Below are 25,707 nucleotides of genomic sequence, written 5' to 3'. Positions count from 1 at the left end.
GATCCCGACTGGCAATGATATCGGCTATCATGAATCGCAATGACAACGAACGCTGCCCAGAAGCCGCTCGACCCCGTCCTGCTGCAGAGCTTCCTCAAGGTCTGCGAGACCTTGAGCTTCACCGAAGCGGCTCGCCAGCTCGGCCTGCGCCAGTCCTCGGTCAGCCAGCATGTCGCGCGACTGGAAAAGCGCCTCGGGCGGCGGCTGCTCGCGCGCGACACGCATGAGGTTCGGCCGACGCCGGACGGAGATGCGATCCTGCCCTTCGCGCGGCAGGCGCTCGAGGCGGGACAGCGGATCGAGCGTCATCTCGCGGGCTCGACCTTGCGCGGGCGGCTCCGGCTCGGGGTCTCCGAGGATTTCGCCTATACGGCGCTGCCGGAGATCCTCGCCGCCTTCGCCATGCAGCATCACGCGGTCGATCTGGAGCTGACGGTCGGCCTGAGCGGCCTGCTCTACGAGCACTATGACGCGGGCGATCTCGACCTGATCTTCGCCAAGCGCCGCAAGGGCGATGCGCGCGGCGAGGTCGCCTGGCAGGAGCGGCTCGTCTGGGCCGGCCGGCCGGGCACGGGGTTGGCCGAGCAGCCGGTGGTGCCGCTCGTGCTCTATCCGCCGCCCAGCATCACGCGCGTCCATGCCATCGAGACGCTGGAGCGGGCGGGCCGCGCCTGGCGCGTCGCCTGTACCAGCGGCAGCCTGGCGGGCCTGCGCGCGGCGACGGTGGCGGGCCTCGGCATCACCGCGCATTCGGCCCGCCTGATCCCGCAGGGGCTTGCCGAGGTCGAGCCGCGTGACGCGCTGCCGCCGCTGGGCACGATCGAATTCGTCGTGATCGGCGGGCAGTCGCATCAGGCAGCGGCGCGAGCGCTTGCCGACAGCATCCTGGCGAGCGCGGGGCGCCTCCTGCCGGAAGCATCGCGGCGCGTCAGGCGCGGATAGGAGTCAGATGGCCATTTTGTGTGAGAGGGTCTTGACGGTCATGTAGTGGGCGAGGCCCTCAGCCCCGCCCTCGCGGCCGTAGCCGCTATCCTTGACACCACCGAAGGGCACCTCGGCGACGGAAGCCTCCAGCGTGTTGATCGAGACATTGCCGGCCTCGATGCCGTCAGTGAGCTGGTCGGCGCGGGCGGCCGAATGGGTGAAGCCGTAAGCGGCGAGGCCGAAGGGTAGGGAATTCGCCTTCTCGATCGCTTCCTCGACCGTGCGGACGGGGTTGATGATCGCCATCGGCCCGAAAGGCTCTTCACGTAGAGCACGGGCATCGTCCGGCAATTCGGTGAGGACGGTGGGCGGGAAGAAATAGCCGCGATTGCCAAGGCGCTCTCCGCCCGCCAGCACGCGCCCGCCGCGGGCGCGGGCATCGGCGGTGAGCGCTTCCAGCGCCTCGATGCGGCGGTGATTGGCGACCGGGCCCATTTCGGTCTTCGCATCGAGGCCGTTGCCGACGGTCACGGCCTGCGCCTGCGCGACGAAGGCCTTGGTGAAGCGCTCGTAGATCTCCTGCTGCACGAAGAAGCGCGTCGGCGAGGTGCAGACCTGGCCGGCATTGCGGATCTTGCGGGTGGCGGAGAGATGGGCTGCGGCAATCGGATCGACATCGTCGCAGACGATGACCGGAGCATGGCCGCCGAGCTCCATCAACACCGGCGTCATATGGCGTGCGGCGAGCTCCGAGAGATGCTTGCCGACCGCTGTCGAGCCGGTGAAGGCGACGAGGCGGGTCTGGGCCTGCGGGATGAGATAGCTCGAAATCTTGGCGGGCACGCCGAAGACGAGGTTGAACACGCCGGGCGGCACGCCGGCATCATGCAGGGCCCGCGCGATATGCAGGGCGCCGGCCGGGGTTTCCTCGGCCGCCTTGATGATGATCGAGCAGCCGGCGGCGAGCGCGCCCGCGATCTTGCGGCAGGGCTGGCTCATCGGGAAATTCCAGGGCGAGAAGGCCGCGACCGTGCCGACCGGCTGGTGGATCACGACATAGCGGATGCCGGGCTCGCTCGGGATGACGCGGCCATAGGCGCGCTGGCCTTCGGCTGCGTCCCATTCGAAGAACTCGCAGCCCCTGACGACCTCGAGCCGGGCCTGCGCCAGCGGCTTGCCGTGCTCCAGCGTGATCGCATGGGCGATTTCCTCGACGCGCTCGCGCATCAGCGCGGCGGCCTTGAGCATGATCTCGCCGCGGATGCGCGGGGCCATCCGGCTCCAGACCTTGAAGCCTTCGGCTGCGGCCGTCAGCGCGTCGTCGAGATCGGCATGGGAGGCGAGCGGCACTGCGCCGATGACGCTCTCGTCGGCCGGGTTGATGACCGGCTGCTCCTCCGCCGTCTTCCGCCAGGCGCCGCCGATATAGAGCTTGAGATCGGGATAGGTCGTCATGGAAGCCTCGGCTGGCGATGCGTTCAGCGGTCTCTTCGGGGCGTTTCCGCCTGTCTCACGAGGACCATAGGTGGCGGGTCATTCTGTGATCCAGTCGGCTAAATCAGATAAATTCAGATTGTTATCGTTATGAATGGGGCGATCGCCTCATTGTCATTCCGGACAAGCCGCAAAGCGGCGCAGATCCGGAAACCACCCAAGGGCGCGGCGCCCAGTCGTGGATTCCGGGTCTTCGCTTCGCTGCGCCCGGAATGACAAAGAAAGGTCAGCGCACCAGCGTGCGCACGCGGTTCTCGATCAGCCGGACCAGCCCCAGCGCCGTCATCTCCGAGGATTTCGGGTTGGTGGCGAGCGGGCGGTTCTCGATGGCGATGTCGAGCTTGCCGAAGGCGCCGCGCGCACTGAGCTGGTGGCCGTTGCCACCGGCGGCGGGGTCCGCGACGAGTTCGACGCGCGTGCGGTCGAGTCCAATGCCGGCAAGCGCCGAGATCACCGCGACATTGGCGTTCTGCGGGAAGCGGGAGGCGGCTTCGCGGGCGGTGCCCGAGAAGAAGGCCGTCGCCTCGGTGATCTGATCGAGCGCGATCAGGCTCTCGGCAGAGGTGCCGCGCCAGGCGGCCGGCGGCTTGACGATGCGGTGGACGACCTCGTCGAGCGGCAGCAGCGAGGCGGCCGCAATGCCGTCGATCCCGGCGAGCGCGCCGGGCGGGATCAGGAGCTGGCTGCCGCTGCTCTCGGCGGCAGCGATCAGGCGAGCGAGCAGGGCGTCGTCGCAGAAGGCGCTGGTCGAGGCGACGGCGAAAGCTGGCGCATGCGTAAGCGCGGCCTCGCCCCAGATGCCGACAGCTTCGCGGCCGGCAGCCTCGATGATGAGGTCGAGATCCAGCCCTGCCAGTTCGTCGGGTGCTGTGATGAGTTTCGCGCCCGCCGGGATATCGCCGGCTGCGGTGGGGTTGCGGACGGCTACGGTGACGATGGCGATTGCACCGTCGTCTCGCTCCGCCAGCAGTTCCGCGACACGACGATTGATGGCGCCCCAGCCGATCAGGGCGAGGCGCAGTGGCTTGCGAGAGTGCGTCATGAGCCTTCCGCCGTTTCCAGCGCGAGATCAAGCAGGGCGCCGCCGTTCAGGCCTTCCAGCATGCTGAAATGGTGGCCCGGACAGATCAGGGGGGCCGGCGCCTGCCATGTCGCGGCGAGCGCAGCCGATTGCGCCTTGAAGGCGTCGCTCTCGCCTTCGCCGACCGCGAAGGCGATCCGGGTTGCCTGAGGGCGCGGCTGGGCGATCGGGCTGAGCCTTGTGGCACGCGCGGCATCGTCGAGCCCGAGCAGGCGGCCGAGCGGCAGATGGCCGAGCGGATTGAGATGATACAGGCCGGAGAGCAGCAGGGCCGAGGCGATCGGGGGCGCATCCGGGGCGCAGAGCACCATGGCCGCGAGATGCCCGCCGGCGGAGTGGCCGGAGATATGCAGGCTGTCGGCATCGAGCCCGAGCGCGTCAGCTTCGCGGATGAGGAAGTTCAGCGCGGCGACGCTTTGGGCGAGGCTGTCTTCCAGCGGCGTATCCGGCGCCAGCCCGTAATTCGGCATGGCGACGGCATAACCCGCGTCGAGCAGCCCTTGCGCGAACTGGGCATGCTGGACCTTGTCCGAGGCCTGCCAGTAGCCGCCATGGATGAAGACGAAGATCGGCGCGCGTGTCACGCCTGCCGGGCGATAGAGGTCGAGCCTCTCGAAGCGGTCCGGGCCATAGGCGAGGTCGGCGGCGCCGTGACGGGCGCGAAAGGCCTCGCCGTCGCGGCTCCATTGCCGGAACAGCGCCTTCATGTCGGCCTGCAGGCGCGGGCTGTATTGCCGGCCGAGATCGCGCAGCGTGTAGCCGTCGACCAGCGTATCGGGCAGGGGCTGGGCCGCTGCATGGCGGGCGCGGATGGTCAGGCCGGCTTCGTTCCTTGGTGCGAGACGGATCGGCGGGCGGAAGCCGGCGAAGGTCTCGCGATAGGCCAACTCGACGGTGTGGCGAGAGAGGTGGAAGGCCTCGGGCCGGTTTGTCTCCCAGACCATCTCGCGCAGATGATGCGGGCCGCAGCCGGCGGCGACCAGCCCGGCGAGGATGTCGCCCAGCGCATCGCGCAGGGCCTCGACCGGGTCATTCTCGGCGCTCTGCGCGACGATTTCGGAAAGGTCTTCAGACGCCGACATAGCGATGCACCAGTTCCGCATTGTCGGCGAGGTCGGTGCTGGAGCCTGACCAGACCGTGCGGCCCTTCTCGATGATGTAGTGCCGGTCGGCGATGCGCTTCAGCACGTTGATGTTCTTGTCGATCAGCAGGATCGACTGCCCTTGAGCCTTCAGCGTCTCGATGCAGCCCCAGATCTCGGCCCGGATCACCGGCGCCAAGCCTTCGGTCGCTTCGTCGAGGATGAGGAGCTTGGGATTGGTCATCAGGGCGCGGCCGACAGCAAGCATCTGCTGCTCGCCGCCAGAGAGCGTGCGGGCGGATTGTCCGGCGCGCTCCTCCAAGCGGGGGAAGAGGACGTAGACCCGTTCCAGCGTCCAGGGTGAGGAGCGCTTCAGACGGTTCGAGGCGGTGGCGACGAGGTTCTCGCGCACGGAGAGCGTCGGGAAGACCTGCCTGCCTTCCGGCACGAGGCCGATGCCGCAGCGGGCGATCTTTTCGGGCGCGATGCCGCGGACGTCCTGGCTCTCGAAGCGGATATCGCCGCCCTTGGGGGCCAGCAGGCCCATGATCGAGCGCACGGTCGTGGTCTTGCCCATGCCGTTGCGGCCGAGCAGGGTCACGACCTCGCCCTCGGCGATGTCGAGCGCGACATCGAACAGGACTTGGCTCCGGCCATAGGCGGATTGCAGGTTGCGCACGCTCAGCATCAGGCGTCTCCCTCGCCGAGATAGGCGGTGCGGACCTCCAGGTTGTCGCGGATCTGCTCGGCCGTGCCGGTGGCGATGACGCGGCCATAGACCAGCACGGAGATGCGGTCGGCCAGGGCGAAGACGGCCTCCATGTCGTGCTCGACCAGCAGCATGGTGACGCGGCCCTTGAGCGCGGAGAGCATCGCGACCATCTGCTCGCTCTCGGCATGGCCGAGCCCCGCCATGGGCTCGTCGAGCAGCAGGAGACGCGGCTCGCAGGCGAGCGCGATCGCGAATTCGAGCTGCTTCTGCTCGCCATGGGAGAGGTCGGCGACCTTCACCTCGGCGCGGTGGCTCAGGCCCGCGGTGGCGAGATGCTGGCGGGCGCGGGTCCGCAGGCTCTCGTCGCGGCGCGCGTTGCCGAGGAAGCGGAAGCTGTGGCCGTCATGGGCCTGCACGGCGAGCGCGACATTGTCGAGCATCGTGAAGTCCGGCAGGAGCTGGGTGATCTGAAAGGTGCGGGCGAGGCCGCGTCGGACGCGCTGGGCGGTCGGCAGGGCGCCGATATCCTCGCCGGACAGGCTGATCGCGCCTTCGTCATGCGAGAGCTCGCCGAAAAGCTGGGTCAGAAGCGTGGTCTTGCCGGCGCCGTTGGGGCCGATCAGGGCATGGATTTCGCCGTCACGCACGTCGAGATCGACGCCGTCGGTGGCAATGAGCCCGCCGAAGCGCTTGCGCAGGCCGCGCACGGAGAGGAGCGTCGCGGTCATGGGGCGCTCCTGCCGAGGCCGAGGCGAGCGAGCAGGCCGTTGAGCCCCCCTTGCGTGAAGAGCACGACGAGGAGCAGGCTCGGGCCGAGCACGAGCTGCCAATGCTCGGTCCAGCTTGTCAGAACAGTCTCGAGGATGACGAGGGCGGCGGCGCCGAGCAGCGGGCCGAGCAAGGTGCCGACGCCGCCGAGGATGACCATGATCATCAGCTCGCCGGACTTGGTCCAGTGCAGCATGTCGGGGCTGACGAAGCGAAGGTAGTTGGCCATCAGCGCGCCCGCGAGGCCGGCGCCCATGCCGGAGATGACGAAGGCGGCAAGCTTGTAGCGATAAGGCGCGATGCCGATCGCGGCCATGCGCCGCTCGTTCTGGCGGATGCCGGCGAGCACCATGCCGAAGCGTGAGCCGACGATGCGCCAAAGCGCGAGGAAGACCAGCGCCGCGATGGCCAGACAGGTGAAATAGAAGGTCACGTCGTCGCGGGTGTTGAGGTCGAAGAGCGCGTTGCGGCGGCGGATCGTCATGCCGTCATCGCCGCCATAGGCCTTGAGCGAGACGAACAGGAAGAACAGCATCTGCGCGAAGGCGAGCGTGATCATGATGAACTGCACGCCGCTCGTACGCAGGGACAGCGCGCCGATGACGCAGGCGAACAGGCCGGCGACGAGGATCGCGGCCGGCAGCGTGATCAGGAGTTGGTCCGTGCCGGGGATGAAGCCGAGGAAGAGCGCGTCGTCGGCGAAGGTCCGGTAGAGGATGCCGACGGCATAGCCGCCGATGCCGAAGAAGGCGGCGTGGCCGAACGAGACCATCCCGCCGAATCCGAGCGCGAGGTTCAGGCTGGCGGCGGCGATGGCGTAGATCAGGACACGCGTCGCCAGCGGCACCAGCGCCGGCTGGCCGATCGCCTTGACGATGAAGGGCAGGGCGATCAGCGCGACGGCGAGCGCCAGCAGCGCGACGATGCGGCCCAGCGCGGGCGCGGCTGTGTCCGTGCGGGTGATGGCGTTATCAGACATGGGCGGGGAACAGTCCCTTGGGCCGCACCAGCAGCACGATCGCCATCAGCAGATAGATGCCCATCGAGGCGAGGCCGGCGCCGAGCGCATCGGCTTCCGAGCCGGTCATGACATGGCGCAGCAGGCCGGGTGCGAAGGCGCGCAGGGACGTATCGACGAGGCCTACGAGCAGCGCGCCGAAGAAAGCGCCGCGGATCGAGCCGACGCCGCCGATCACCACGACGACGAAGGTCATGATCAGGATCTGCTCGCCCATGCCGACCTGCACGGCGAGGATCGGCCCGGCCATCAGGCCGGCAAGGCCGGCGAGCAGGGCGCCGAGCCCGAAGACGGCGGTGTAGAGCAGGCGGATATCGACGCCGAGCGCGCGCACCATCTCGCGATGGGCGGCGCCGGCCCGCACCAGCATGCCGACGCGGGTGCGGTTGATCAGCAGATAGAGCCCGAGCGCGACGAGCAGGCCGACCGCGATGATCGCGAGGCGATAGACCGGGTAGGTCAGGCCGGGCAGGAGCTGCACCGAGCCGTTCAGTGCCGGCGGCACCGAGACGAAGAGCGGCTGGCGGCCGAAGAGCAGGGTCACGCTCTGGTTGAAGATCAGGATCAGCGCAAAGGTCGCCAGCACCTGGTCGAGATGATCCCGCGCATAGAGCCTTCGCAGCACGACGAGCTCCATCACCATGCCGATGAAGGCGGCTGCAGCGAGGCCGGCGAGTACGGCGATGACGAAGGAGCCGGTCTGCGCCGCGGCGAAGGCGGCGGCATAGGCGCCGACCATGTAGAGCGAGCCATGGGCGAGGTTGATCACGCCCATGATGCCGAAGATCAGCGTCAGCCCGGCCGCGAGCAGGAACAGCATCACGCCGAACTGCAGGCCGTTGAGCAATTGTTCGAGAACGAGCGTCATTGGTGAGGAAGCCGGAAAACCCCGACAAAGGCTCGGGGAACCCTCTCCTGTAAGGAGAGGGCAGGGTGAGGTGTAGGCCGTTGGACCAGTGACGCGACCGGGGCGGTTGGGTTCAGGCTCATGATTTCCCTCCCGAACACCTCACCCCTGCCCCTCTCCTTACAGGAGAGGGGGTTCCCTGCGCTCTGCTGGTCTTGGTTGGCGCGACGTGGAGCAGTTCCTTCAGAGCTTGCAGTCCTTGGCGTAGACGTCGCCGTGGTTGGTCAGCACTTTGGTGCCGGTGGTCTTGAGCACGGGCGTGCCGTCGGCGCCCTTCTCGACCTTGAGCGCGTACCAATCCTGCACCGGGTGCTGGTTCGGGCCGAACTTGAAGGCGCCGCGGACCGACTGGAAGTCGGCCTTGGCGAGCGCCGTACGCAGCGCGGGCACGTCCGTCTTGCCACCGGTCGCCTTCAGGGCAGACGCGATGGCGAGCGCGGCGTCGTAGCCCTGGCTGGCATAATAGGTCGGGGCGCGATTATAGGCCTTGGTCCAGGCCTCCATGAACTTCTTGTTGGAGGCGTTGTCGAAATCCGAGTTCCAGTGCGCGGTGACGCTGAGGCCCAGTGCGGATTCGCCGACCGCCTTCAGCGTGGTGGCGTCGAGCGAGGGCTCGGCCAGCACCATCGGGGTCTTACCGAGCAGGCCGGCCTGCTGGTACTGGCGCAGGAAGGCGATGCCGAGGCCGCCGGGATGGAACTGGAAGACGACGTCGGGATTCGCGGCGCGGATCTGCGCCATCTCGGGGGCGAAGTCGGTCTGGTCGAGGCGGGTATAGACCTCGCCGGCGATCTCGCCCTTGAACATCCGCTTGAAGCCGGTCAGCGCGTCCTTGCCGGCCTGGTAGTTCGGGGCGAGGATGAAGGCCTTCTTGTAGCCGAGATTGGTGGCGTACTGGCCGGCGCTCTCGTGCAGGCTGTCGTTCTGCCAGGAGACGACGAAGTAGTTTTCGTTGCACTCCTTGCCGGCGAAATTCGAGGGCGCGGCATTGGGGCTGACATAGAGCGCGCCGGAATCGACGATATCCGGCACGGTCGCGCCGGCGACGTTCGAGAAGACGATACCGGTCAGGATTTTGATGCCGTCGGTCTTCAGCATCTTCTCGGCGATCTGCTTGCCCTGGCCGGGCTTCAGCGCATCGTCCTCGACCACGAGCTCGACCGGCACGCCGCCGAGCTTGCCGCCTTCCAGGTCGATGGCGAGCTTAAACGCGTCGCGGATGTCCTGGCCGAGATAGCCTCCCGGCCCTGAGAGCGTGGTGATCATGCCGATCTTGACCGGCTGCTGGGCCAGCGCCGTGGAGGCCGCCAGCGTGGTCGCGATGCCGAAGAGCAATCCGCGCAGTTTCATCATGGACTCCAGTCGTTCCGTTGTGCCTCTGAGATGGTTCGACGCGGCGTTTCTGCGCCGCCGCGCTTAGGCCTGTTCCCGTGCAACATCACCGCACCCCGGCCGGGGCGCAAGGCGCTGCTGCCCGTTATCCAAGCACGGACTCCCCTTGTGCGGGGAGCCCGTCTTTCGGTGCGGCAGCCTTAGAGCGCGACCCAGCCGGCCGGCGGCTTGCGGCCGGGGTGGAGCGCGCCGCAATGCTTGCAGGTGCGCGCCTTCTCGTCCGCGAAGAAGGCTTCGTAGAGCGGCGGCAGGTCCTTCACGAGGTCCCCGACCGTGACCTCGATGCGGTGCACGAGGCCCTGGCATTCGAAGCAGTACCATTCGAAGCCGTCGACCTGGCCGGCATGGCGCGCCGGCTCGACCACGAGCCCGATCGAGCCCTCCTGCGGGCGCTGCGGGGAATGGCGCACATGCGGCGGCAGCAGGAAGACGTCGCCCTCGCGGATCGTCACGTCGTAGTGTTTTCCGTTATCGACCAGCTTCAGCATCATGTCGCCCTTGAGCTGGTAGAAGAACTCCTCCACCGGGTCGTCATGATAGTCGGCGCGCTGGTTCGGGCCGCCGACGACCATCACGGTCATCTGGCCGTCGTCGAACACCTTCTTGTTGCCGACCGGCGGCTTGAGCAGGTGCTCGTGCTCCGCGATCCATTTCTTGAAGTTGAAGGCCTTGAGCCGTCCTTCGGTCGCCATGGTTCCCACTCCCGTCCTTATTCGTGAAATCGATCAGCCGGCCTTTGCGAGCGGCGCCTTACCGAGGCCGCAAGCCTCGAAAGCGGCGCGCGTCGCGGCCTTTTCGGCCTCGGTCAGCTCCAGCATCGGCGCACGCACGCGTCCGCCGACCTGCCCGAGCAGGTCCTGCCAGTATTTCTGATGCGCATGCGGCTTCTCGGCCGGGCGCGTACCACGCAGCGCCTCGCGCACCGGGTTCAGGCTGTCGCGGATGGCGCGGGCCTTCTCAGCCTCGCCGCGGAAGGCGAGGTCGGTGTAGTCGCGCATGCGCAGATCGTTCGCCGTCTGGATCAGGTAGGGCGGCGAGGAGCAGAGATAGAGCTGCCAGCCGAGCTCGAGGATGTTGTCGAGCCATTCCTCCTCGGAGGCCGTGCTGACCAGGATGCGGTCGGAGGCCAAGCGCGTGAGTTCCGCGTACATCGGCCGGGGCACGCTGTACTTGATAGCGACGACGTTCTCGATATCGGCGAGCCGGTTGCAGAGCTGCGGGCTCATCAGATAGCCGGAATCCGGGTGGCTCCAGAGCGCGATGCCGATATCGACCTTCTCGGCGATGGTCCGGTAATACTCGTAGAGCGTTTCGTCCTGCGTCTTGAAGAAATGCAGGATCGGCGCGTGCACGACGATGTAGTCGGCGCCGACCCTCTCGGCGTGCTTCGCCAGATCGATGACGACGTCCATGTTCTGGTCCGAGCAGGACATGATGGTCTGGCCGCGGCCGGCTGAAGCCTCGACTGCGAGTTCGAAGCTGCGCTTGCGCTCCTCGATCGACATCGAGAAGAACTCGCCCTGCTTGCCGGCGATGAACAGGCCGTCGATCTTGAGGTCGTCGAGCCAGTGGCGGATGTTCTGGCGGAAGCCGTCCTCGTCGATCGCGAGGGTATCGGTGAAGGGCGTGAGCGCGGCCGCCCAGATGCCCTTCATATGGGCGCGGGCATAGGCCTTGGCGTCCTTCTTGGCGTATTTCATCAGGCCGGCTCCCGCATTCCGGAGCGGTACGGACAAGGCGGGCATCGTGAAGCGCGGCAGGTCCGCGCTCTCATCCGAAATGCCCTTGCCCGACAACCTCTCCCAGGCAGCCCGACATGCATGCCGGGCGATGAGGGATGATGGCATGAGAGCCGGGGTATACGGCAACTCGTAACATTCGTATGAATTCGGAACCTATCCTTATAAATCGGGGCTTCCATGGCGATCACGTTGCGCCAGATCCAGGCCTTCCTGGCCGTGACCGAGCAGGGCACCTTCACCAAGGCGGCCGAGCGCCTGAACATGGCGCAGCCGGCGCTCTCCCAGCTCGTGCGTGATCTGGAGCGGGAACTCGGCATCCGCGTGCTCGACCGCACGACGCGCCGGGTCGAGCTCACCGAGGGCGGACGCGAATTCCATGGGGCTGCGCTGAAGATCGTGCAGGACCTCGATACCGCCGTGCTGAATGCCAATGGCCTGGCCGAGCGTCGCCGTGGCCGCATCGTGGTGGCGGTGCCGCCCTTGCTCGCGGCGGTGATCATGCCGCCGACGATCGTGGCGCTGCAGCAGAAATATCCGGGCTTGCAGGTCGCGATCATCGATGCGCGCAACGATCTCGTCGTCGAAGCCGTGCGCTTCGGCAAGGCGGATTGCGGCGTGGGCACCTTTCCGGCGCTCGACGACACGATCGAGCGCACGACGCTGGCTCGCGACAGCCTGATGCTGTTCTGCGGGCGGGGCAGCCGCTTCGCCGCGCAGGATTCGGTGACGTGGCGCGATCTCGCCGACGATCCTCTGGTGACGCTGACTCGCGACAGCGGCATCCGCCTTTTGACCGAGGTCGGCTACGAGACCGCCGAGATCACGCTGAAGCCCGCTTATGAGGTGACGCAGATCACGACCGCGCTGGCATTGGTCGAGGCCGGGCTCGGCATCGCCGTGCTGCCGACTTATGCGCGGGCGGTGGCGCCGGAATCGGTGCTGGTGCGACCGTTGGCGGAGCCCTCGATCGCGCGGGACATCGTGATGATTCGGCTGGGCGGGCGCGCGGCCTCGCCGGCACTCTCGGCCTTCGAGGGGCTGCTGCGCCGCTTCGTGCGCCAGCTCGCGCCGAGCGAGGCCGGGTGAGGAGGCGCATGCCTGCTTCGTCTGTCGTCGTCAGCGCGAGAGAAAGCGCGCGACGGTATGACCGGCCGCCCGCCGTTGGCGGATCACCATCGATGGCCTAAGAACGGACGACGCCTCGCAGCCAAAGGAGAATGATGCCTTCCCCGCTACTGCTGATCCTCGTTCTGCCCTTCGTCGGCAGCCTGGCCGTGGTCCTATTCCCGGGGGTTTCCCGCGAGCCGGCGACCTGGATTACCGGGGTTACCATGCTGGCCTGCCTCGTCGTGACCGGGGCGCTTTATCCTGATGTCAGCGGCGGTGATGCCGTCCGGCTTCAGATCGATTGGATACCGTCCCTCGGACTCGATTTCACCCTGAGGATGGACGGTTTCGCCTGGATTTTCGCGATGCTCGTCAGCGGCATCGGGCTTCTGGTCGTCATCTATGCCAGGTACTACATGTCGGCCGAGGATCCGGTCCGCCGCTTCTATATGTTCTTCCTGGCCTTCACGGGATCGATGCTGGGGGTGATCCTCTCGGGAAACCTGATCCTTCTGGTCGTGTTCTGGGAACTGACCAGCATCTTCTCATTCCTGCTGATCGGGTACTGGCACCATACCCAGCCGGCGCGCGACGGCGCCCGCATGGCCATGACCATAACGGGCCTGGGAGGCCTCGCTCTGCTGGGCGGCATGCTGATCGTCGGCCATATCGTCGGCAGCTACGACCTCGACGACGTCCTCCGGTCAGGCGACCTGATCCGTTCGCATCAGCTCTACGTCCCGGCGCTTGTGCTGATCCTCCTCGGCGCGCTCACCAAAAGCGCGCAGTTTCCCTTTCATTTCTGGCTACCCAACGCCATGGCGGCGCCGACGCCCGTGTCGGCGTTCCTGCATTCGGCTACCATGGTGAAGGCTGGCGTGTTCCTGATGGCGCGGCTTTGGCCGGTGCTCTCCAACACGCCCGAATGGTTCATGATCCTGGGCATCGCTGGAATGGCGTCGTTCGTGCTCGGCGCCTATCTCGCCATGTTCCAGCATGACCTGAAGGGACTCCTGGCCTATTCGACGATCAGCCATCTGGGCCTGATCACGCTGCTGCTCAGCCTCGGGAGCCCGCTCGCGGCCGTGGCGGCGATCTTCCACATGCTCAACCATGCGACCTTCAAGGCATCGCTGTTCATGGCGGCCGGGATCATCGACCACGAGACGGGCACGCGCGACCTGCGGCGGCTCTCGGGTCTGTTCCGCTACATGCCGATCACGGGCACGCTCGCCATGGTGGCGAGCGCTGCGATGGCGGGCGTTCCGCTGCTGAACGGCTTCCTCTCGAAGGAGATGTTCTTCGCGGAAGCCGTGGAGACACACGCCGATTCATGGCTGGACACCGCCGCTCCCTACGCGGCCGTGCTCGGCAGCGCGCTCGCCGTCGCATATTCCCTGCGGCTGATCCATTCGATCTTCCTGGGAGTACCTCCCGAAAGCTTTCCCCGCGAGCCTCACGAGCCGCCGTTCTGGATGCGGTTCCCGGTGATGTTCCTGGTCATCGCCTGCCTCGTCGTCGGCATGATTCCGACCCTGACCATCGGCTCGTTCCTCCACGTCGCCGTCTCGTCCGTGCTTGGCGCCGCCACGCCTCAATACAGCCTGGCGGTCTGGCACGGCTTCAACCTTCCGATGGCGATGAGCGTGCTCGCGCTGGCGGCCGGCGCGCTTCTTTATCTGGGCGCCGGCAATTACCTCGAACGTTCCGAGCGTCCGCCGCTTCTCGGCCGGATCCAGGGGCAGCGCATCTTCGAGCGGGTGATGGTCGCGATTTCGTGGCGCGCAGCGCCGCTGGTCGAGGATATCTTCGGCACCAGGCGCCTTCAGCCGCAGATGCGCTTGCTGGTGGCGGCCGCAGTGGCCGCCGGCACCGTCCCGCTGCTCGCTTCGGGCCTCTCCTTCGGGGCTTTCGGCAACGGCACGACGGATCTCGCCTTCACGGGCCTCTGGTGCGTCGGCATGATCTGCGCCGTCGCCGCTGCCTATCAGGCCAAGTTCCACCGCCTCGCGGCACTCGCCCTGCTTGGCGGCACGGGGCTGGTGACCTGCGTGACCTTTGTCTGGCTCTCTGCGCCGGACCTTGCTGCGACCCAGCTCGTCGTCGAGATCGTGACGACCGTGCTCATCCTGCTCGGCCTGCGGTGGCTGCCCAAGCGCTTGCAGGACGTGCCGGAACCGAGCGGCTGGCTGCCGCGGCTGCGCCGCTTCCGGGATCTCACGATCGCCGTCGTCGCGGGCATGGGAATGACGGCGGTCTCCTATGCGGTGATGACGCGCATGCCGCCCGACACGATCTCGAAATTCTTCGTCGAGAAGGCCTATAGCGAAGGCGGCGGCCGCAACGTGGTCAACGTCATTCTCGTCGATTTCCGCGGTTTCGACACGCTGGGCGAGATCACCGTCCTTGGCATCGTCGCGCTGACGGTCTTCGCGCTGCTGCGGCGTTTCCGTCCCGCGCCGGACAATATCGAGCAGCCCGAGCAGCAGCGCATCCAGTGGTCCCATGACGAGGCCGAACCGGAGATCGAGGCAGGAGCGACCAAGACGGAGTATCTCTACCTGCCATCCGTGATCATGCAGTGGATGTTCCCGGTCGTCATCGTCCTGGCCGCCTATCTCTTCCTGCGCGGGCATGACGCTCCGGGAGGAGGCTTCGTCGCCGGCGTCGCCATGGCGGCAGGTTTCATCCTGCAATACATGGCGGCGGGCACGGTCTGGGTCGAGGACAGGCTGCGCATCCTTCCGGTCGTCTGGATCGGCGGCGGCCTGCTTCTGGCCGCGTTTACCGGGGCGGCCTCGATGCTGCTGGGAGACGCCTTCCTCACCTCGTATTTCCGGTATGTCGAGCTGCCGCTCGTCGGCAAGGCCCCGATGGCGAGCGCGACCCTGTTCGATCTCGGCGTCTTCAGCCTCGTGGTCGGGGCTACGGTGCTGATGCTGATCGCCATCGCCCACCAATCCGTCCGCCGCCTGCGCGCGGCCGCCCGTCTCGAAGAGGAGCGCCGGCGATGGAACTGACGCTTGCAATCGCCATCGGCGTTCTCACCGGATCGGGTGTCTGGCTGGTCCTGCGTCCGCGCACCTATCAGCTCGTCATCGGCCTGTCGCTGCTCTCCTATGCGGTGAACCTCTTCATCTTCAGCATGGGCCGGCTGCGCGTCGGCGCGGCGCCGGTGCTGGAAGCGGGCGGCGCGGGGAATCCGGCGGATTATGCCGACCCGATTCCGCAGGCGCTCGTGCTCACGGCGATCGTGATCGGCTTTGCCACGACGGCTCTCCTCCTGGTCGTGCTGCTCGTCGCCCGCGGGCTGACGCGCAACGATCATGTCGACGGGAGGGAGACGAGCTGATGGAGTGGACGAGGCATCTTCTCATCGTCCCGATCCTGCTTCCGCTGATCACGGGGGCCGCTCTGCTGTTGATCGACGAGCTGCGCCACACGCTGAAGGCGCTCATCAGCGTGGCATCGACCGTGCTGCTCCTTGTGACGGCGATCGCCCTGATGCGCCTGGCGGACGGGGTTCCCGGCGGCAGCGCTGCCCTGTCCTCGTCCTATGCTGTCGCCAACTGGCCGGCGCCCTTCGCCATCGTGCTGGTGCTCGACCGGCTGTCGGCCTTGATGCTCGTCCTCACGGCCGTGCTGGCGGTCGCCGCGCTGGTGTTCTCGACGGCGCGCTGGGACCGGGCGGGGCCGCATTTCCACACGCTCCTGCAGTTCCTGCTCATGGGGCTCGGCGGCGCCTTCCTGACCGGGGACCTGTTCAACCTCTTCGTCTTCTTCGAGGTCACGCTGGCAGCCTCCTATGGCCTGCTGCTGCACGGTTCCGGCGCCTTCCGGGTCCGTGCCGGGCTCCACTACATCGCGATCAACCTGGCCGCATCGCTGCTTTTCCTCATCGGCGTCAGCCTGATCTACGGGACCGCGGGAACGCTGAACATGGCCGATCTCGCCGTCCGCCTGCCGAACGTGCCGGCCGAGGACCAGGCGCTGCTGCGCGCCGGCGTCGCGATCCTCGGCACCGCCTTCCTGGTCAAGGCCGGGCTGTGGCCGCTCTGCTTCTGGCTTCCTTCCGCCTATATGGCGGCAGCCGCCCCCGTTGCCGCGCTCTTCGTCGTGCTGACCAAGGTCGGAGCCTATGTGCTGCTGCGCCTCACGCTCCTGCTCTTCGGCCCCGAGACCGGCGATATCGCGGGCTTCGGCGGCACGGTCCTGCTGTGGGGCGGCATGGGGACGATCGCCTTTGCGACATTCGGGCTGCTCGCGTCCCAGGCGATGGGCAGGCTCGCCGGCTACAGCGTGCTGATCTCCTCGGGGACCTTGCTCGCGGCCGTCGGCATCGGCGATGCCAGGGTCGTGTCCGGAGCCCTGTTCTACCTGGTCAGCTCGACCCTCAGCGTTGCTGCCCTCTTCATGCTGATCGAACTGGTGGAGCGGGCACGCGAGCCGGCGGCGGACCTGCTGGCCGTCACCATGGAGGCGTATGGCGACGAGAGCGACAAGGGCGAGGAACATGAGGACGAGGAGGTCGGCGTCGCCATGCCGGGCGCGCTCGCCATCCTGGGCATCTCGTTCGGATGCGCCGCGCTCCTGCTCGCGGGCCTGCCGCCACTGTCGGGGTTCATCGCCAAGTTCGCGATGCTGACGGGGATGCTGAACCCGGACGGGCTGGGCGCTCCGGCCGCGATTCCAGGGCGCATCTGGCTCTTGGTCGCGCTGGTCATCCTGTCCGGCCTGGCGGCGCTGGTTGCGATGATGCGCAGCGGCATCCGGATATTCTGGGCGCCGCTCGAGGTCATCATTCCGCGCGTGCTCGTGGTCGAGGTCGCGCCGATCGTCGCGCTGCTGGTGCTCTGCATGGTCCTTGCGGTCCAGGGCGGCGCGATGCTCAGCTATACCGACGCTGCGGCCCAGGCGCTGCATGCCCCGTCGAGCTATATTCAGAGCGTATTGGGGGCGGGCCATCCGCCGGGCGTGTCCCGATGAGCCGCGTGCTGCCCTATCCGCTGCTGACCGCGGCCTTGCTGCTGATGTGGCTCATGCTCACCTCCTTCTCGGTCGGGCAGCTCTTCGTCGGTGCCGCGGTCGCGATCGGAGCCTCCCACGCGATGGCGGCGCTGCAGCCGTCCAAGCCCCGGCTGAGGCGCTGGCAGCTCCTTCCCAAGCTTCTCGGCATCGTCATGCTGGACATCCTCCAGTCGAATATCGACGTCGCCAGGATCATCATCGGTGGGGACCGTCGCGACCGGGTCGCAGGTTTCGTCGCGATACCGCTCGACCTGCGCGACAAGACCGGCCTGGCCCTGCTGTCGTGCATCGTCACCAGCACGCCGGGGACGGCCTGGGTCGAGTACGCCCCGGATTCCGGCGTGCTTCTGATCCATGTGCTCGACCTCGTCGACGGGGCCGACTGGGCCTCCCTGATCAAGAATCGCTATGAGGCGCTGCTCATGGAGATATTCGAATGACCGCCGCAATCCTCCTATGGTCGGTCATGGCGGCGCAGGCCATGCTCGTCGCCGCCATGGCCTGCTACGCCTACAGGGTCATCCGGGGGCCGCGCGCGCAGGACCGGGTGCTTTGCCTCGACGCCATGTATGTCTGCGCCATGCTGCTGATCCTGACCATCGGCATCCGCACCGGCAGCGCAATCTATTTCGAGGCGGCCCTGATCATCAGCGTGCTCGGCTTCGTCTCGAGCATCGCGCTCGCCAAATTCCTGATGCGCGGCGAGGTGATCGAATGACCCCGGCCGAGAATCTGCCCGCCTGGGCGGCCCTGGCGACGGCCGTCCTGGTCCTCCTGGGCGCTGCGCTGACCCTCGTTGGAGCGATCGGAACCTTGCGCTTCGGGAGCTTCTTCGAGCGGGTTCATGCGCCGACGCTCGGCACGAGCTGGGGTACCGGGGCGATCCTGCTTGCGTCGGTCGTCTGCTTCTCGGCACTGGGGTCGCGGCCGATCGTGCACGAGATCATGATCGGCATCTTCGTCACCATCACGACGCCGGTCACGCTCATGCTGCTCGCCCGCGCGGCGCTTTACCGGGATCGGGTCGAGGATGATGCCAATGTGCCCCCGCGAACCATGCTGCGTCGCCGCAGCATGAACGTCGCTGCCCCGGAACCGGGAGAGGAGCAGCCGCGCCGATGAACGCGGGCAACAGGCGACAAGCTCTTATCCGACTGTTTGCCCGGGGAGCCCGCGAATCGAGCCCTGTGCGCTGTCATGGCCCTATTCGCGGCCCCAAACGAAACGGCCTCCCGGGAGGGAGGCCGTCAACCCCAGCAGACACTGAGGGAAAATGGTGGGCGCGACAGGGATCGAACCTGTGACCCCTACGATGTCAACGTAGTGCTCTCCCGCTGAGCTACGCGCCCGTTGCCGCCCTGAGGAGGCTTCCGGAAGCGTGTCCGGGCCGTGTCGGCCGCGATCACGCTGCGAGTGAGGGGGGCTATAGCGGCTCGCTTCGCGGGTGGCAAGGCGTTTGCCGCATAAATTCTACAGGGGCTGTCGGCATCCACATTCGTGCGATGCCGAACGGCCTTTCAGGCGGCCAGCAGCTTCTCGACCTCGTTGACGAGCTCGCGCAGGTGGAAGGGCTTGGAGAGCACCTTCGCATCCTTCGGCGTCTGCGAGTCGGGGTTGAGCGCCACGGCGGCGAAGCCGGTGATGAACATCACCTTGATGTCGGGATCGAGCTCGGTGGCGCGGCGCGCCAGCTCGATTCCATCCATCTCCGGCATGACGATATCCGTCAGCAGGAGCTCGAACGGCTCCTCGCGCAGGCGGTTATAAGCCGACAGGCCGTTATCGAAGGAGGCGACGTCGTAGCCTGCGTTCTGCAGGGCCTTGACCAGGAAGCGACGCATATCATTGTCGTCTTCCGCGAGCAGTATCTTCGTCATGGGCCTGATCTGTTCGTCCCTGAGGCCTGAGTTCGTCTAGCGTCTGGCGCCCGGCCAAGGCCGGGCCTGGAACGGTTGGGTACTCACCCGGCCGCACAGTTGGAACCATGTCCTCTCATAAGGCAGCATCATGGTAAACAACGCGTGAATCCGGCACCGATTTTCCAGGGTTTCGCGACATCGCTTCAACCGTTTAGATTTGTGTGCTTCAGTCATTCGCGATGAGCCTGTCCTCAGCCCCTTTCCCGCCCGCGCCGGACGATGTCGTCGCCGAGATCGAGCGGCCGTTCAGCCTGTACCAGCCGGCTCTCCAGGTCGTGCCGGTGGTGGTCGACGTGCCGCATGCCGGGCGCTGCTATCCGCGCGGCTTCGTCGAGGCGGCGCGTCTGCCCTTGCGCAGCCTCCGGCGTTCCGAGGACGCCTATGTCGACCGGCTCTTCGCCCAGAGTGTCGCGCTCGGCGCGCCGCTGCTGGTGGCCGAGTTCCCGCGCGCCTATCTCGACGTCAACCGCGAGCCTTACGAACTCGATCCGCGGATGTTCGAGGGGCGGGTGCCGCCCTTCGCCAATACCCGCTCGATGCGCGTGGCGGGAGGCCTCGGCACCGTCCCCCGCATCGTCGGCGACGGACAGGAGATCTATTTCGGGCGGATTCCGGTCCAGGAGGGGCTCGCCCGCATCGAAGAGCTCTACCGACCCTATCATGCGGGCCTGCGCAGCCTCGTCCAGCGCACCCTAGGGGTGTTCGGCACCTGCATCCTCGTCGATGCGCATTCGATGCCCTCGGCCGGGCTCGACCGCGACGGGCTGGCGAAATCCGACATCATCCTGGGTGACCGCTTCGGCACCAGCGCCTCCGGCTATATCATCGACATCGCCGAACAGGCCTTCAGGCGGCTGGGTTTCAGCGTCACGCGCAACCGGCCCTATGCCGGCGGCTTCATTACCGAGCATTACGGCGCGCCGGCTGCAGGCGTGCATGCACTGCAGATCGAGGTGAACCGCGCGCTCTACATGAACGAGGCGACGCTGGAGCCGCATGCCGGCTTCGGCGAAGTCGAGCAGGCGATGGCGGCGGTGATGGCCGATTGCTTCGCGCGCTGGAGCGGCTGGCTCGACGAATGGCGCGAGGCAGCCGAATAGCGGCTGCTGGCGAAGGGGGGCTCTTTCCAAGAAAAAAGGGCCGCACACTTGCGTGGCGGCCCAAGTCTAGGGAGGAAACGCCCAAGGAGGGCAATGAAGGTTTGAGGTCATCTCCCCTTCGCAGTGCACAATATGAGGGTGCGTTGCAAAACGCAAGTGAAATCAGCGAAATCAGAGGCGTCATGCGAGTGACGCATGATGCCGTGACGAAAAGCCGGGGATTTTCGGATATTTCCGCGTCCGAGGCTCGGTTCGCCGGGCTAATCTGCGGAGTTGATGCTGCAAAGCAGCAAATTGGAGTGCCTGTTCATGAGCGCAGTCGATTTCGGCGCCTTCGTCGCGGAGCTGGCGACGCAGTCCGGCCGGGCGATCCTGCCCTTCTTCCGCGCGCTGCATGCGACGGAGGACAAGTCGCGGGGCGGTGTGTTCGATCCCGTGACCGAGGGTGACCGCGCCGGCGAATCGGTGATGCGCCACATGATCAAGCGGCAGTTCCCGGCCCATGGCGTGCTCGGCGAGGAATTCGGCAGCGAGAACACCGATGCGGAATATGTCTGGGTGCTTGATCCGATCGACGGCACGCGTGCCTTCATCTCCGGCATCCCGGTCTGGGGCACGCTGATCGGGCTGACGCGCAACGGCGTGCCGGTCTACGGCATGATGCATCAGCCCTTTTCGGGCGAGCGCTATTCCGGCGACGGGCGCGAGGCGCGCTACGAGGGGCCGGGCGGGCCGAAGAAGCTCAGAACCCGCCAGATCACCGATCTCGCCACGGCGACGCTGATGACGACCTCGCCCGCCCTGTTCAAGGGCGCGGAGGCGAAGGCTTTCGCCCGCGTGGAGAAGGAGGTCCGGCTCTCGCGCTATGGCTGCGATTGCTACGCCTATTGCATGCTCGCCGCCGGCCATGTCGATCTCGTGATCGAGAGCGGCCTCAAGCCTTACGACATCGTCGCGCTGATCCCGATTATCGAGGGCGCCGGCGGCATCGTCACCTCATGGGACGGTGGCAGCGCTGCCGGGGGCGGGCGCATCCTCGCGGCCGGCAGCAAGGCGCTGCATGAGGCCGCCATGGCTCTGCTCGCCGGCTGAGCCCGGCAAGGCCTGGTCCTCGCCGGGGATGAAGGCGTCGAAGGCGGCCCAGAACTGGGCGCGGATCGCGTCGCTTTCCATCAGGATCTCGTGGCGCGACGTCGGCAGGACCAGCGCCGAGCCGGTCTTGAGCCGCGCCGCGAAGCGCTCGATCGCCGGGGTCGAGACGACCGGGTCGCGGCCGGCGGCGATGATCAGGGTCGGCACCTTGACCTCCAGCGGGGCGGAAGGCGCGGCGAGGCGGGCGATCAGGCGGAAGGCGGTCCTGATCCAGGCGACGGTGGGATCGCCGATGCTGAGCTCGCGCGCCGCGGCGGAGAGCGCGGCGTTGCGGGCATAGCGAACGGGATCGCCGGTCAGGCGATTGCCCTCGAAGGGCTTCGTCGCGATCGCGGTATCGCCGCCGCCCGGCACGAAGGCCCGGCCGAAGCCGAGCCAGTAGAGCAGGCTCGCGAGGATCTTCGCCCGGCCGGGATGCGCGATCATCGCGATGCCCAGCATTGGCGCGAGGGCGACCATGCGCGCGACCGGCAAGGTGTTCGAGCGCGCGGCATCGAGGCAGAGCGCAGCGCCCATCGAATGCGAGAGGACGAAATAGGGCGGGGGCAGCTTCGCCTGCATCTCGGCCATCGCCAGGGCGAGATCGGCCTCGTAATGCCTGAGACGCCCGACATGGCCCTTGCGCGTGCGCCGGACGAAACGCTGGGAGCCGCCCTGGCCGCGCCAGTCGAATGAGAGGACGTGGAAGCCGCGGCGACGCAGCTCCGCGACGGTCTCGCTGTAGCGCTCGATGAACTCGGCCCGGCCCTGCACGAGGACGATCGTGCCGCGCACCGGCTTCACCGTCGGGCGCCAGCTCGCAAAGCGCAGGGAGGCGCCGTCCCGCGTCGTCGCGAGCCAAGTCTTGCCATGCCCGGGAACGGGATAATCCGGATCGGCGAAAAAGGCGGCCTCGGCCATCAAGTGCTCCGCATCGCGGCTGCAGTATCGAACGCGGCCGCCGCATGCCCGACATCCTGCACGGGATATCCTGCGAAAACATGTCGGTGGGCTGAAAAAGAAACGCGAGAGCTGATCTCGCGACGGAAGAATGCCGCTCTTGAAATGCCGAAAGCCCTCCCCAGATCAGGTCTGCGCAGGCCAGAACCGGCTGCGCGAAAGCAACCAAGGTCCGCGCTCAGGTGAGGCGGACCGACCACATTGTCGCTTCTTCGGAGGACATATCATGCGTCATTTCGACCTTTCGCCGCTCTATCGCTCGACCGTCGGCTTCGACCGTCTGTTCAATCTTCTCGACCAGGCGACGAGCAACGAAGCCGCCCCGAGCTACCCGCCCTACAATATCGAGCGGACCGCCGAGAACGCCTACCGCATCACCATCGCGGTCGCGGGCTTCGGCGAGGGCGATCTCTCCATCGAATCCAAGGAAAACGCGCTGACCGTCAAGGGCGAGAAGCAGCCCGTCGAAGGTGCCGAGAAGCGCGAGGTCCTGCATCAGGGCATCGCCGCGCGTGCCTTCGAGCGTCGCTTCCAGCTTGCCGATTACGTGCAGGTGACCGGCGCCAGCCTTGAGAACGGGCTGCTCCATATCGACCTCGTGCGCGAGATCCCCGAGGCCAAGAAGCCGCGCCAGATCGCGATCGGCACCGGCGGTTCGGCCAAGGTGCTCGAGGCCAAGGTCGCCAAGGCCGCGTAATCCACGCCAAGCTTTCGAGGAAAGCGAAAGGCCCCCGGAAACGGGGGCCTTTTTTGTCGGCCGGTCAGTTCATCGGGGCGACCGGGGCGATCGGCGTCTCGGGCTTCGGTGTCGATGGACTCGGGTCGATATTCTGCACCGGCGGGATCGGCGAAGCCTCTGCTGCCGGCGCAGCGGTCGAGAGCGGCGGCTTGCGCTCGGTGCCCTCGGTGTTGCGCACATCGCTCGGGTTCACGAGCTTCGGCTTGTCGGCGCCGGTCTCCGGATCGGTCGCGCCAGCTGACGGCTCTGCCGGCTTGGCAGGCTGCGGAGGAGCAGCGGTTGCCGGAGCGCTGGCCTCGGCCGGGCCCGTTTCCGTTGGCTTGACCGGTTCGGGCGCAGGCGGCGCGGCAGGGGAGGGCGGCGATGTCGTCGCGGGCGCGCTCGCTTCGGCCGGGGGCGTTTCCACTGGCGCAGCCGGTTCGGGTGCGGGCGGTGCGGCCGGCGAGGGCAGCACGGTCGTTGCCGGGGCGCTGGCCTCGGCCGGGCCCTTCAGTTCGGCCGGTCGTTCCGGCGGCTGGGGCACGAGGCGCTGGCGCGGCGGAGCCTGCTCCTCGCGTGGGTCGGCGCGGGCGACGCTGGGAGAAGCCGGCTGGCCGCGCAGGGGAATGCGGCGGATCAAATCGCCGGCATAGGCGTCGAGGATCAGGCGCTGGCGCTGGCCACGGGCGGTGACGCCGTCGACGATATAGGTGTCGTCGCGCCGGATCGAGCGCTCGATCCGGACGAGCCCGTAACGGCGGGCGGCGATGCCGTTGACGGAATAGCGCGAGACGGCCGCCGGAGCACGAGGCACGACGACAGGCGGGCGTGGCGCATAGCCGTAATCATAACGATAGCCATAGGCCGGGTACGGGTCGTAGCCGTCGTCATAATAGTAGTACTGCGCGCTGGCGGCGCCCGCCATGCCGGCCATTGCGCCGGCCACGACCAGGCCCATCAGCGCGATGCGCCCCGGTGCGGTCGAACGATCTGCCATGCCGAATTCCCTTAACGAATGACTGCTCGGCGTCCAGTCTTGTTAGGGATTGCGGCGGGCGTGGGGCTGGAAACGGGGCGCAAATGGGCCCGTTCAACCCGCGATCGCGGCGATCAGGCGCTCGACATGCTCCGCTTCCGTCGCGAAGGACATGACGAAGCGCCCGACGACCTCGCCATCCCTGAGCGGCGCTTCCGGCGGCAGCGAGCGCGCCGACCAGTCGTAATAGCCGATTCCGGCCGCCTTCAGGCGCTCCTGCACGGCGGGTGGCAGCACGAGGAAGACCTCGTTCGCCTGACAGGGCCAGGCGAGGCGGGCCTCGCCCCCTTGCGCGACCGAATCCGCCAGGCGCTTTGCCCGGGCATTGGCGTGGCGGGCGAGGTCGAGCCAGTGGTCGTCGGCGAGCAGGCCTTCGAACTGGGCGCCGAGCACGCGGCCCTTGGAGAGCGTCTGGCCGGCGCGCTTGCGCCGCCATTTCATCTCCTCGGCCTGCGCCGGGTCGAAGAAGATCACGGCCTCGGCCGCGAGCGCGCCGTTCTTGGTGCCGCCGAAGGAGAGCACGTCGACGCCGGCCTTCCAGGTGATCTCGGCCGGGGTGCAGCCGAGCGTGACCAGCGCATTGGCGAAGCGGGCGCCGTCCATGTGCAGCTTGAGCTCGCGCGGCGTGATGGCATCCTTCAGCGCGCGCACCTCGGCCGGCGTGTAGATCGTGCCGCATTCGGTCGCTTGCGTGATCGTCAGCGCCTGCGCCTGGACCTGATGGAAATCGCCGGCGCGCAGATGCGAGAGCGCCTTCGTCACCGCTTCCGGCGTCAGCTTGGCGCCGGTGCCGGGCAGGTCGACCAGCTTGGCGCCGTTGGTGAAGAACTCGGGTGCGCCGCATTCGTCCTCGACGACATGCGCCTCCTCATGGGTGAGGATCGCGCCCCAGGGCTTGACGATGCTGGCGAGCGCCAGTGCGTTCGCTGCCGTTCCGGTAAGGACGAGGAAAACCGCGACCTCGCGCTCGAAGATCGCAGCGAAGCGCTCCTCGACGCGGCGCGTCCAGTCGTCCTTGCCATAGGGGGAGGCGGCGCCGGCATTGGCGGCGGCGAGCGCGGCCATGACGCGGGGGCTGGCGGCGGCGGTGTTGTCGCTGAAGAAATCCATGGCTTGAGGGTTAGGCGCAGCGCGTTTTCCTGCCAAGCGGCACCCGCGAGGAGGGGGTTTGCGCGCCGCGCCGGACGGATTCGTGCGGAAGCGCCAAAAACAAGAACCGGGCTGCCTGAGTCAGGCTTTCGTTCCGGAAATGTCTGGTACAGATTCGATTTTGCAATAAAATTTCGCTGCAGCGCGAAATCGGCGCTTGTGCGTAGATTGGAATTCTGGCAAGTTCATCGCAATAGGACAGTGTTACTGTCCCATTTTTCACCGCGCCGACCAAAGGCTGCTCTAGCTGGAGGTCGCGCCGTTGCAACGGAGGCGAGCATGACGAAGGGCCGGGCTACCAACGCCAAAGCCAATCGTACGCGCGCCGTCCGTAAAACGACGGCCTGAAGACAGGCGCGAACGGGCGAGGCACGCCCGAGGCGCCTGCGGAGGACGCGGGCGCGGTGGAAACAAAGCGCAAGCAAAGCCTCCAACGAGA

The 25,707-nt window shown here is 67.1% G+C and carries 25 protein-coding genes and 1 tRNA gene; 11 read left to right on the top strand and 15 right to left on the bottom strand.

Annotation, left to right across the window (positions count from 1 at the left end):
* Positions 1 to 39: 39 nt before the first annotated feature.
* A complete protein-coding gene (locus ACWIEX_RS18320; protein WP_454034406.1) occupies positions 40 to 942 on the top strand; it encodes a LysR family transcriptional regulator in 903 nt (300 codons plus the stop codon).
* A gap of 3 nt (positions 943 to 945) precedes the next feature.
* On the opposite strand, the gene ACWIEX_RS18315 is transcribed toward ACWIEX_RS18320, so the two are convergent.
* From ACWIEX_RS18315 to ACWIEX_RS18270, 10 genes are all read right to left on the bottom strand, one after another.
* Positions 946 to 2,379, bottom strand: coding sequence for an NAD-dependent succinate-semialdehyde dehydrogenase (locus ACWIEX_RS18315; RefSeq protein ID WP_454034405.1), 1,434 nt, complete (start codon positions 2,377 to 2,379; stop codon positions 946 to 948).
* Between the two features lie 265 nt (positions 2,380 to 2,644).
* Positions 2,645 to 3,460 carry an aspartate dehydrogenase gene (locus tag ACWIEX_RS18310; protein ID WP_454034404.1) on the bottom strand — a complete coding sequence of 272 codons (816 nt, stop codon included), beginning with the start codon at positions 3,458 to 3,460 and terminating at the stop codon, positions 2,645 to 2,647.
* Entirely contained in the window at positions 3,457 to 4,581 is a 1,125-nt protein-coding gene (locus tag ACWIEX_RS18305) for an alpha/beta hydrolase (protein WP_454034403.1), read from the bottom strand. Before ACWIEX_RS18305 ends, ACWIEX_RS18310 begins: the two co-directional genes overlap by 4 nt.
* The gene (locus ACWIEX_RS18300) at positions 4,568 to 5,269 is read right to left on the bottom strand and encodes an ABC transporter ATP-binding protein (protein ID WP_454034402.1); all 702 of its coding nucleotides are present in this window, start codon (positions 5,267 to 5,269) and stop codon (positions 4,568 to 4,570) included. The genes ACWIEX_RS18305 and ACWIEX_RS18300 overlap by 14 nt, the downstream gene beginning before the upstream one ends.
* Positions 5,269 to 6,021 (bottom strand): ABC transporter ATP-binding protein, encoded by a 753-nt coding sequence (locus ACWIEX_RS18295; protein ID WP_454034401.1) that lies wholly within the window; start codon positions 6,019 to 6,021, stop codon positions 5,269 to 5,271. Before ACWIEX_RS18295 ends, ACWIEX_RS18300 begins: the two co-directional genes overlap by 1 nt.
* Positions 6,018 to 7,040 carry a branched-chain amino acid ABC transporter permease gene (locus ACWIEX_RS18290; RefSeq protein WP_454034400.1) on the bottom strand — a complete coding sequence of 341 codons (1,023 nt, stop codon included), beginning with the start codon at positions 7,038 to 7,040 and terminating at the stop codon, positions 6,018 to 6,020. Before ACWIEX_RS18290 ends, ACWIEX_RS18295 begins: the two co-directional genes overlap by 4 nt.
* Entirely contained in the window at positions 7,033 to 7,947 is a 915-nt protein-coding gene (locus tag ACWIEX_RS18285; protein WP_454034399.1) for a branched-chain amino acid ABC transporter permease, read from the bottom strand. The genes ACWIEX_RS18290 and ACWIEX_RS18285 overlap by 8 nt, the downstream gene beginning before the upstream one ends.
* Before the next feature lie 222 nt (positions 7,948 to 8,169).
* Positions 8,170 to 9,336: an ABC transporter substrate-binding protein gene (locus ACWIEX_RS18280; protein ID WP_454034811.1), complete on the bottom strand. Its 1,167-nt coding sequence runs from the start codon at positions 9,334 to 9,336 to the stop codon at positions 8,170 to 8,172.
* A gap of 182 nt (positions 9,337 to 9,518) precedes the next feature.
* Entirely contained in the window at positions 9,519 to 10,070 is a 552-nt protein-coding gene (locus tag ACWIEX_RS18275) for a 3-hydroxyanthranilate 3,4-dioxygenase (protein ID WP_454034398.1), read from the bottom strand.
* A gap of 33 nt (positions 10,071 to 10,103) precedes the next feature.
* Entirely contained in the window at positions 10,104 to 11,078 is a 975-nt protein-coding gene (locus tag ACWIEX_RS18270; RefSeq protein WP_454034397.1) for a dihydrodipicolinate synthase family protein, read from the bottom strand.
* 219 nt (positions 11,079 to 11,297) lie between these two features.
* Between ACWIEX_RS18270 and ACWIEX_RS18265 the strand changes: the two genes are divergently transcribed.
* The 7 genes from ACWIEX_RS18265 to mnhG all read left to right on the top strand — a co-directional run bounded on the left by ACWIEX_RS18265 (position 11,298) and on the right by mnhG (position 18,377).
* Positions 11,298 to 12,206 carry a LysR family transcriptional regulator gene (locus tag ACWIEX_RS18265; protein ID WP_454034396.1) on the top strand — a complete coding sequence of 303 codons (909 nt, stop codon included), beginning with the start codon at positions 11,298 to 11,300 and terminating at the stop codon, positions 12,204 to 12,206.
* A 131-nt stretch (positions 12,207 to 12,337) separates the two neighbouring features.
* The gene (locus tag ACWIEX_RS18260) at positions 12,338 to 15,247 is read left to right on the top strand and encodes a monovalent cation/H+ antiporter subunit A (RefSeq protein WP_454034395.1); all 2,910 of its coding nucleotides are present in this window, start codon (positions 12,338 to 12,340) and stop codon (positions 15,245 to 15,247) included.
* Positions 15,238 to 15,579, top strand: coding sequence for a Na+/H+ antiporter subunit C (locus ACWIEX_RS18255; RefSeq protein WP_454034394.1), 342 nt, complete (start codon positions 15,238 to 15,240; stop codon positions 15,577 to 15,579). The genes ACWIEX_RS18260 and ACWIEX_RS18255 overlap by 10 nt, the downstream gene beginning before the upstream one ends.
* Positions 15,579 to 17,213, top strand: coding sequence for a monovalent cation/H+ antiporter subunit D (locus tag ACWIEX_RS18250; RefSeq protein ID WP_454034393.1), 1,635 nt, complete (start codon positions 15,579 to 15,581; stop codon positions 17,211 to 17,213). Before ACWIEX_RS18255 ends, ACWIEX_RS18250 begins: the two co-directional genes overlap by 1 nt.
* Complete coding sequence (locus tag ACWIEX_RS18245; RefSeq protein ID WP_454034392.1) at positions 17,210 to 17,695, top strand: Na+/H+ antiporter subunit E; 486 nt, start codon at positions 17,210 to 17,212, stop codon at positions 17,693 to 17,695. The genes ACWIEX_RS18250 and ACWIEX_RS18245 overlap by 4 nt, the downstream gene beginning before the upstream one ends.
* On the top strand, positions 17,692 to 17,973 hold the full coding sequence (locus ACWIEX_RS18240; protein WP_061970106.1) for a K+/H+ antiporter subunit F: 282 nt from the start codon (positions 17,692 to 17,694) through the stop codon (positions 17,971 to 17,973). The genes ACWIEX_RS18245 and ACWIEX_RS18240 overlap by 4 nt, the downstream gene beginning before the upstream one ends.
* Positions 17,970 to 18,377, top strand: a complete 408-nt coding sequence (gene mnhG, locus ACWIEX_RS18235) for a monovalent cation/H(+) antiporter subunit G (protein ID WP_454034391.1) — start codon at positions 17,970 to 17,972, stop codon at positions 18,375 to 18,377. The genes ACWIEX_RS18240 and mnhG overlap by 4 nt, the downstream gene beginning before the upstream one ends.
* A gap of 152 nt (positions 18,378 to 18,529) precedes the next feature.
* Here the strand turns inward: mnhG and ACWIEX_RS18230 are convergent.
* Both ACWIEX_RS18230 and cpdR read right to left on the bottom strand, forming a co-directional pair.
* Positions 18,530 to 18,604, bottom strand: a tRNA-Val gene (locus tag ACWIEX_RS18230).
* Positions 18,605 to 18,772: 168 nt separating this feature from the next.
* Entirely contained in the window at positions 18,773 to 19,132 is a 360-nt protein-coding gene (gene cpdR / locus ACWIEX_RS18225; protein ID WP_038363805.1) for a cell cycle two-component system response regulator CpdR, read from the bottom strand.
* Positions 19,133 to 19,353: 221 nt separating this feature from the next.
* On the opposite strand from cpdR, the gene ACWIEX_RS18220 reads away from it, so the two are divergent.
* Together ACWIEX_RS18220 and hisN are read left to right on the top strand one after the other, a co-directional pair.
* Positions 19,354 to 20,274, top strand: coding sequence for an N-formylglutamate amidohydrolase (locus ACWIEX_RS18220; protein WP_454034390.1), 921 nt, complete (start codon positions 19,354 to 19,356; stop codon positions 20,272 to 20,274).
* A 309-nt stretch (positions 20,275 to 20,583) separates the two neighbouring features.
* A complete protein-coding gene (gene hisN, locus ACWIEX_RS18215) occupies positions 20,584 to 21,366 on the top strand; it encodes a histidinol-phosphatase (protein WP_454034389.1) in 783 nt (260 codons plus the stop codon).
* On the opposite strand, the gene ACWIEX_RS18210 is transcribed toward hisN, so the two are convergent.
* Positions 21,271 to 22,326, bottom strand: a complete 1,056-nt coding sequence (locus ACWIEX_RS18210; protein ID WP_454034388.1) for an alpha/beta hydrolase — start codon at positions 22,324 to 22,326, stop codon at positions 21,271 to 21,273. The genes hisN and ACWIEX_RS18210 overlap by 96 nt on opposite strands.
* A 265-nt stretch (positions 22,327 to 22,591) precedes the next feature.
* Between ACWIEX_RS18210 and ACWIEX_RS18205 the strand changes: the two genes are divergently transcribed.
* Complete coding sequence (locus tag ACWIEX_RS18205) at positions 22,592 to 23,062, top strand: Hsp20 family protein (protein ID WP_306225430.1); 471 nt, start codon at positions 22,592 to 22,594, stop codon at positions 23,060 to 23,062.
* 64 nt (positions 23,063 to 23,126) lie between these two features.
* Here ACWIEX_RS18205 and ACWIEX_RS18200 read toward each other — a convergent pair whose 3' ends face one another.
* Positions 23,127 to 24,080 carry a hypothetical protein gene (locus ACWIEX_RS18200; RefSeq protein WP_454034387.1) on the bottom strand — a complete coding sequence of 318 codons (954 nt, stop codon included), beginning with the start codon at positions 24,078 to 24,080 and terminating at the stop codon, positions 23,127 to 23,129.
* Positions 24,081 to 24,173: 93 nt separating this feature from the next.
* Positions 24,174 to 25,229 (bottom strand): threonine aldolase family protein, encoded by a 1,056-nt coding sequence (locus ACWIEX_RS18195; RefSeq protein ID WP_454034386.1) that lies wholly within the window; start codon positions 25,227 to 25,229, stop codon positions 24,174 to 24,176.
* Positions 25,230 to 25,707: the final 478 nt, after the last annotated feature.

Source organism: Allobosea sp. NPDC055353 (genome assembly GCF_053644975.1).
This window is presented reverse-complemented; position numbering and strand designations above follow the sequence as displayed.

Bases quoted from the DNA above. Each gene is read 5' to 3' on its own strand.
- ACWIEX_RS18320 (WP_454034406.1), top strand. From the start codon at position 40: ATGACAACGAACGCTGCCCAGAAGCCGCTCGACCCCGTCCTGCTGCAG.
- ACWIEX_RS18315 (WP_454034405.1), bottom strand. From the start codon at position 2,379: ATGACGACCTATCCCGATCTCAAGCTCTATATCGGCGGCGCCTGGCGG.
- ACWIEX_RS18310 (WP_454034404.1), bottom strand. From the start codon at position 3,460: ATGACGCACTCTCGCAAGCCACTGCGCCTCGCCCTGATCGGCTGGGGC.
- ACWIEX_RS18305 (WP_454034403.1), bottom strand. From the start codon at position 4,581: ATGTCGGCGTCTGAAGACCTTTCCGAAATCGTCGCGCAGAGCGCCGAG.
- ACWIEX_RS18300 (WP_454034402.1), bottom strand. From the start codon at position 5,269: ATGCTGAGCGTGCGCAACCTGCAATCCGCCTATGGCCGGAGCCAAGTC.
- ACWIEX_RS18295 (WP_454034401.1), bottom strand. From the start codon at position 6,021: ATGACCGCGACGCTCCTCTCCGTGCGCGGCCTGCGCAAGCGCTTCGGC.
- ACWIEX_RS18290 (WP_454034400.1), bottom strand. From the start codon at position 7,040: ATGTCTGATAACGCCATCACCCGCACGGACACAGCCGCGCCCGCGCTG.
- ACWIEX_RS18285 (WP_454034399.1), bottom strand. From the start codon at position 7,947: ATGACGCTCGTTCTCGAACAATTGCTCAACGGCCTGCAGTTCGGCGTG.
- ACWIEX_RS18280 (WP_454034811.1), bottom strand. From the start codon at position 9,336: ATGAAACTGCGCGGATTGCTCTTCGGCATCGCGACCACGCTGGCGGCC.
- ACWIEX_RS18275 (WP_454034398.1), bottom strand. From the start codon at position 10,070: ATGGCGACCGAAGGACGGCTCAAGGCCTTCAACTTCAAGAAATGGATC.
- ACWIEX_RS18270 (WP_454034397.1), bottom strand. From the start codon at position 11,078: ATGAAATACGCCAAGAAGGACGCCAAGGCCTATGCCCGCGCCCATATG.
- ACWIEX_RS18265 (WP_454034396.1), top strand. From the start codon at position 11,298: ATGGCGATCACGTTGCGCCAGATCCAGGCCTTCCTGGCCGTGACCGAG.
- ACWIEX_RS18260 (WP_454034395.1), top strand. From the start codon at position 12,338: ATGATGCCTTCCCCGCTACTGCTGATCCTCGTTCTGCCCTTCGTCGGC.
- ACWIEX_RS18255 (WP_454034394.1), top strand. From the start codon at position 15,238: ATGGAACTGACGCTTGCAATCGCCATCGGCGTTCTCACCGGATCGGGT.
- ACWIEX_RS18250 (WP_454034393.1), top strand. From the start codon at position 15,579: ATGGAGTGGACGAGGCATCTTCTCATCGTCCCGATCCTGCTTCCGCTG.
- ACWIEX_RS18245 (WP_454034392.1), top strand. From the start codon at position 17,210: ATGAGCCGCGTGCTGCCCTATCCGCTGCTGACCGCGGCCTTGCTGCTG.
- ACWIEX_RS18240 (WP_061970106.1), top strand. From the start codon at position 17,692: ATGACCGCCGCAATCCTCCTATGGTCGGTCATGGCGGCGCAGGCCATG.
- mnhG (WP_454034391.1), top strand. From the start codon at position 17,970: ATGACCCCGGCCGAGAATCTGCCCGCCTGGGCGGCCCTGGCGACGGCC.
- cpdR (WP_038363805.1), bottom strand. From the start codon at position 19,132: ATGACGAAGATACTGCTCGCGGAAGACGACAATGATATGCGTCGCTTC.
- ACWIEX_RS18220 (WP_454034390.1), top strand. From the start codon at position 19,354: ATGAGCCTGTCCTCAGCCCCTTTCCCGCCCGCGCCGGACGATGTCGTC.
- hisN (WP_454034389.1), top strand. From the start codon at position 20,584: ATGAGCGCAGTCGATTTCGGCGCCTTCGTCGCGGAGCTGGCGACGCAG.
- ACWIEX_RS18210 (WP_454034388.1), bottom strand. From the start codon at position 22,326: ATGGCCGAGGCCGCCTTTTTCGCCGATCCGGATTATCCCGTTCCCGGG.
- ACWIEX_RS18205 (WP_306225430.1), top strand. From the start codon at position 22,592: ATGCGTCATTTCGACCTTTCGCCGCTCTATCGCTCGACCGTCGGCTTC.
- ACWIEX_RS18200 (WP_454034387.1), bottom strand. From the start codon at position 24,080: ATGGCAGATCGTTCGACCGCACCGGGGCGCATCGCGCTGATGGGCCTG.
- ACWIEX_RS18195 (WP_454034386.1), bottom strand. From the start codon at position 25,229: ATGGATTTCTTCAGCGACAACACCGCCGCCGCCAGCCCCCGCGTCATG.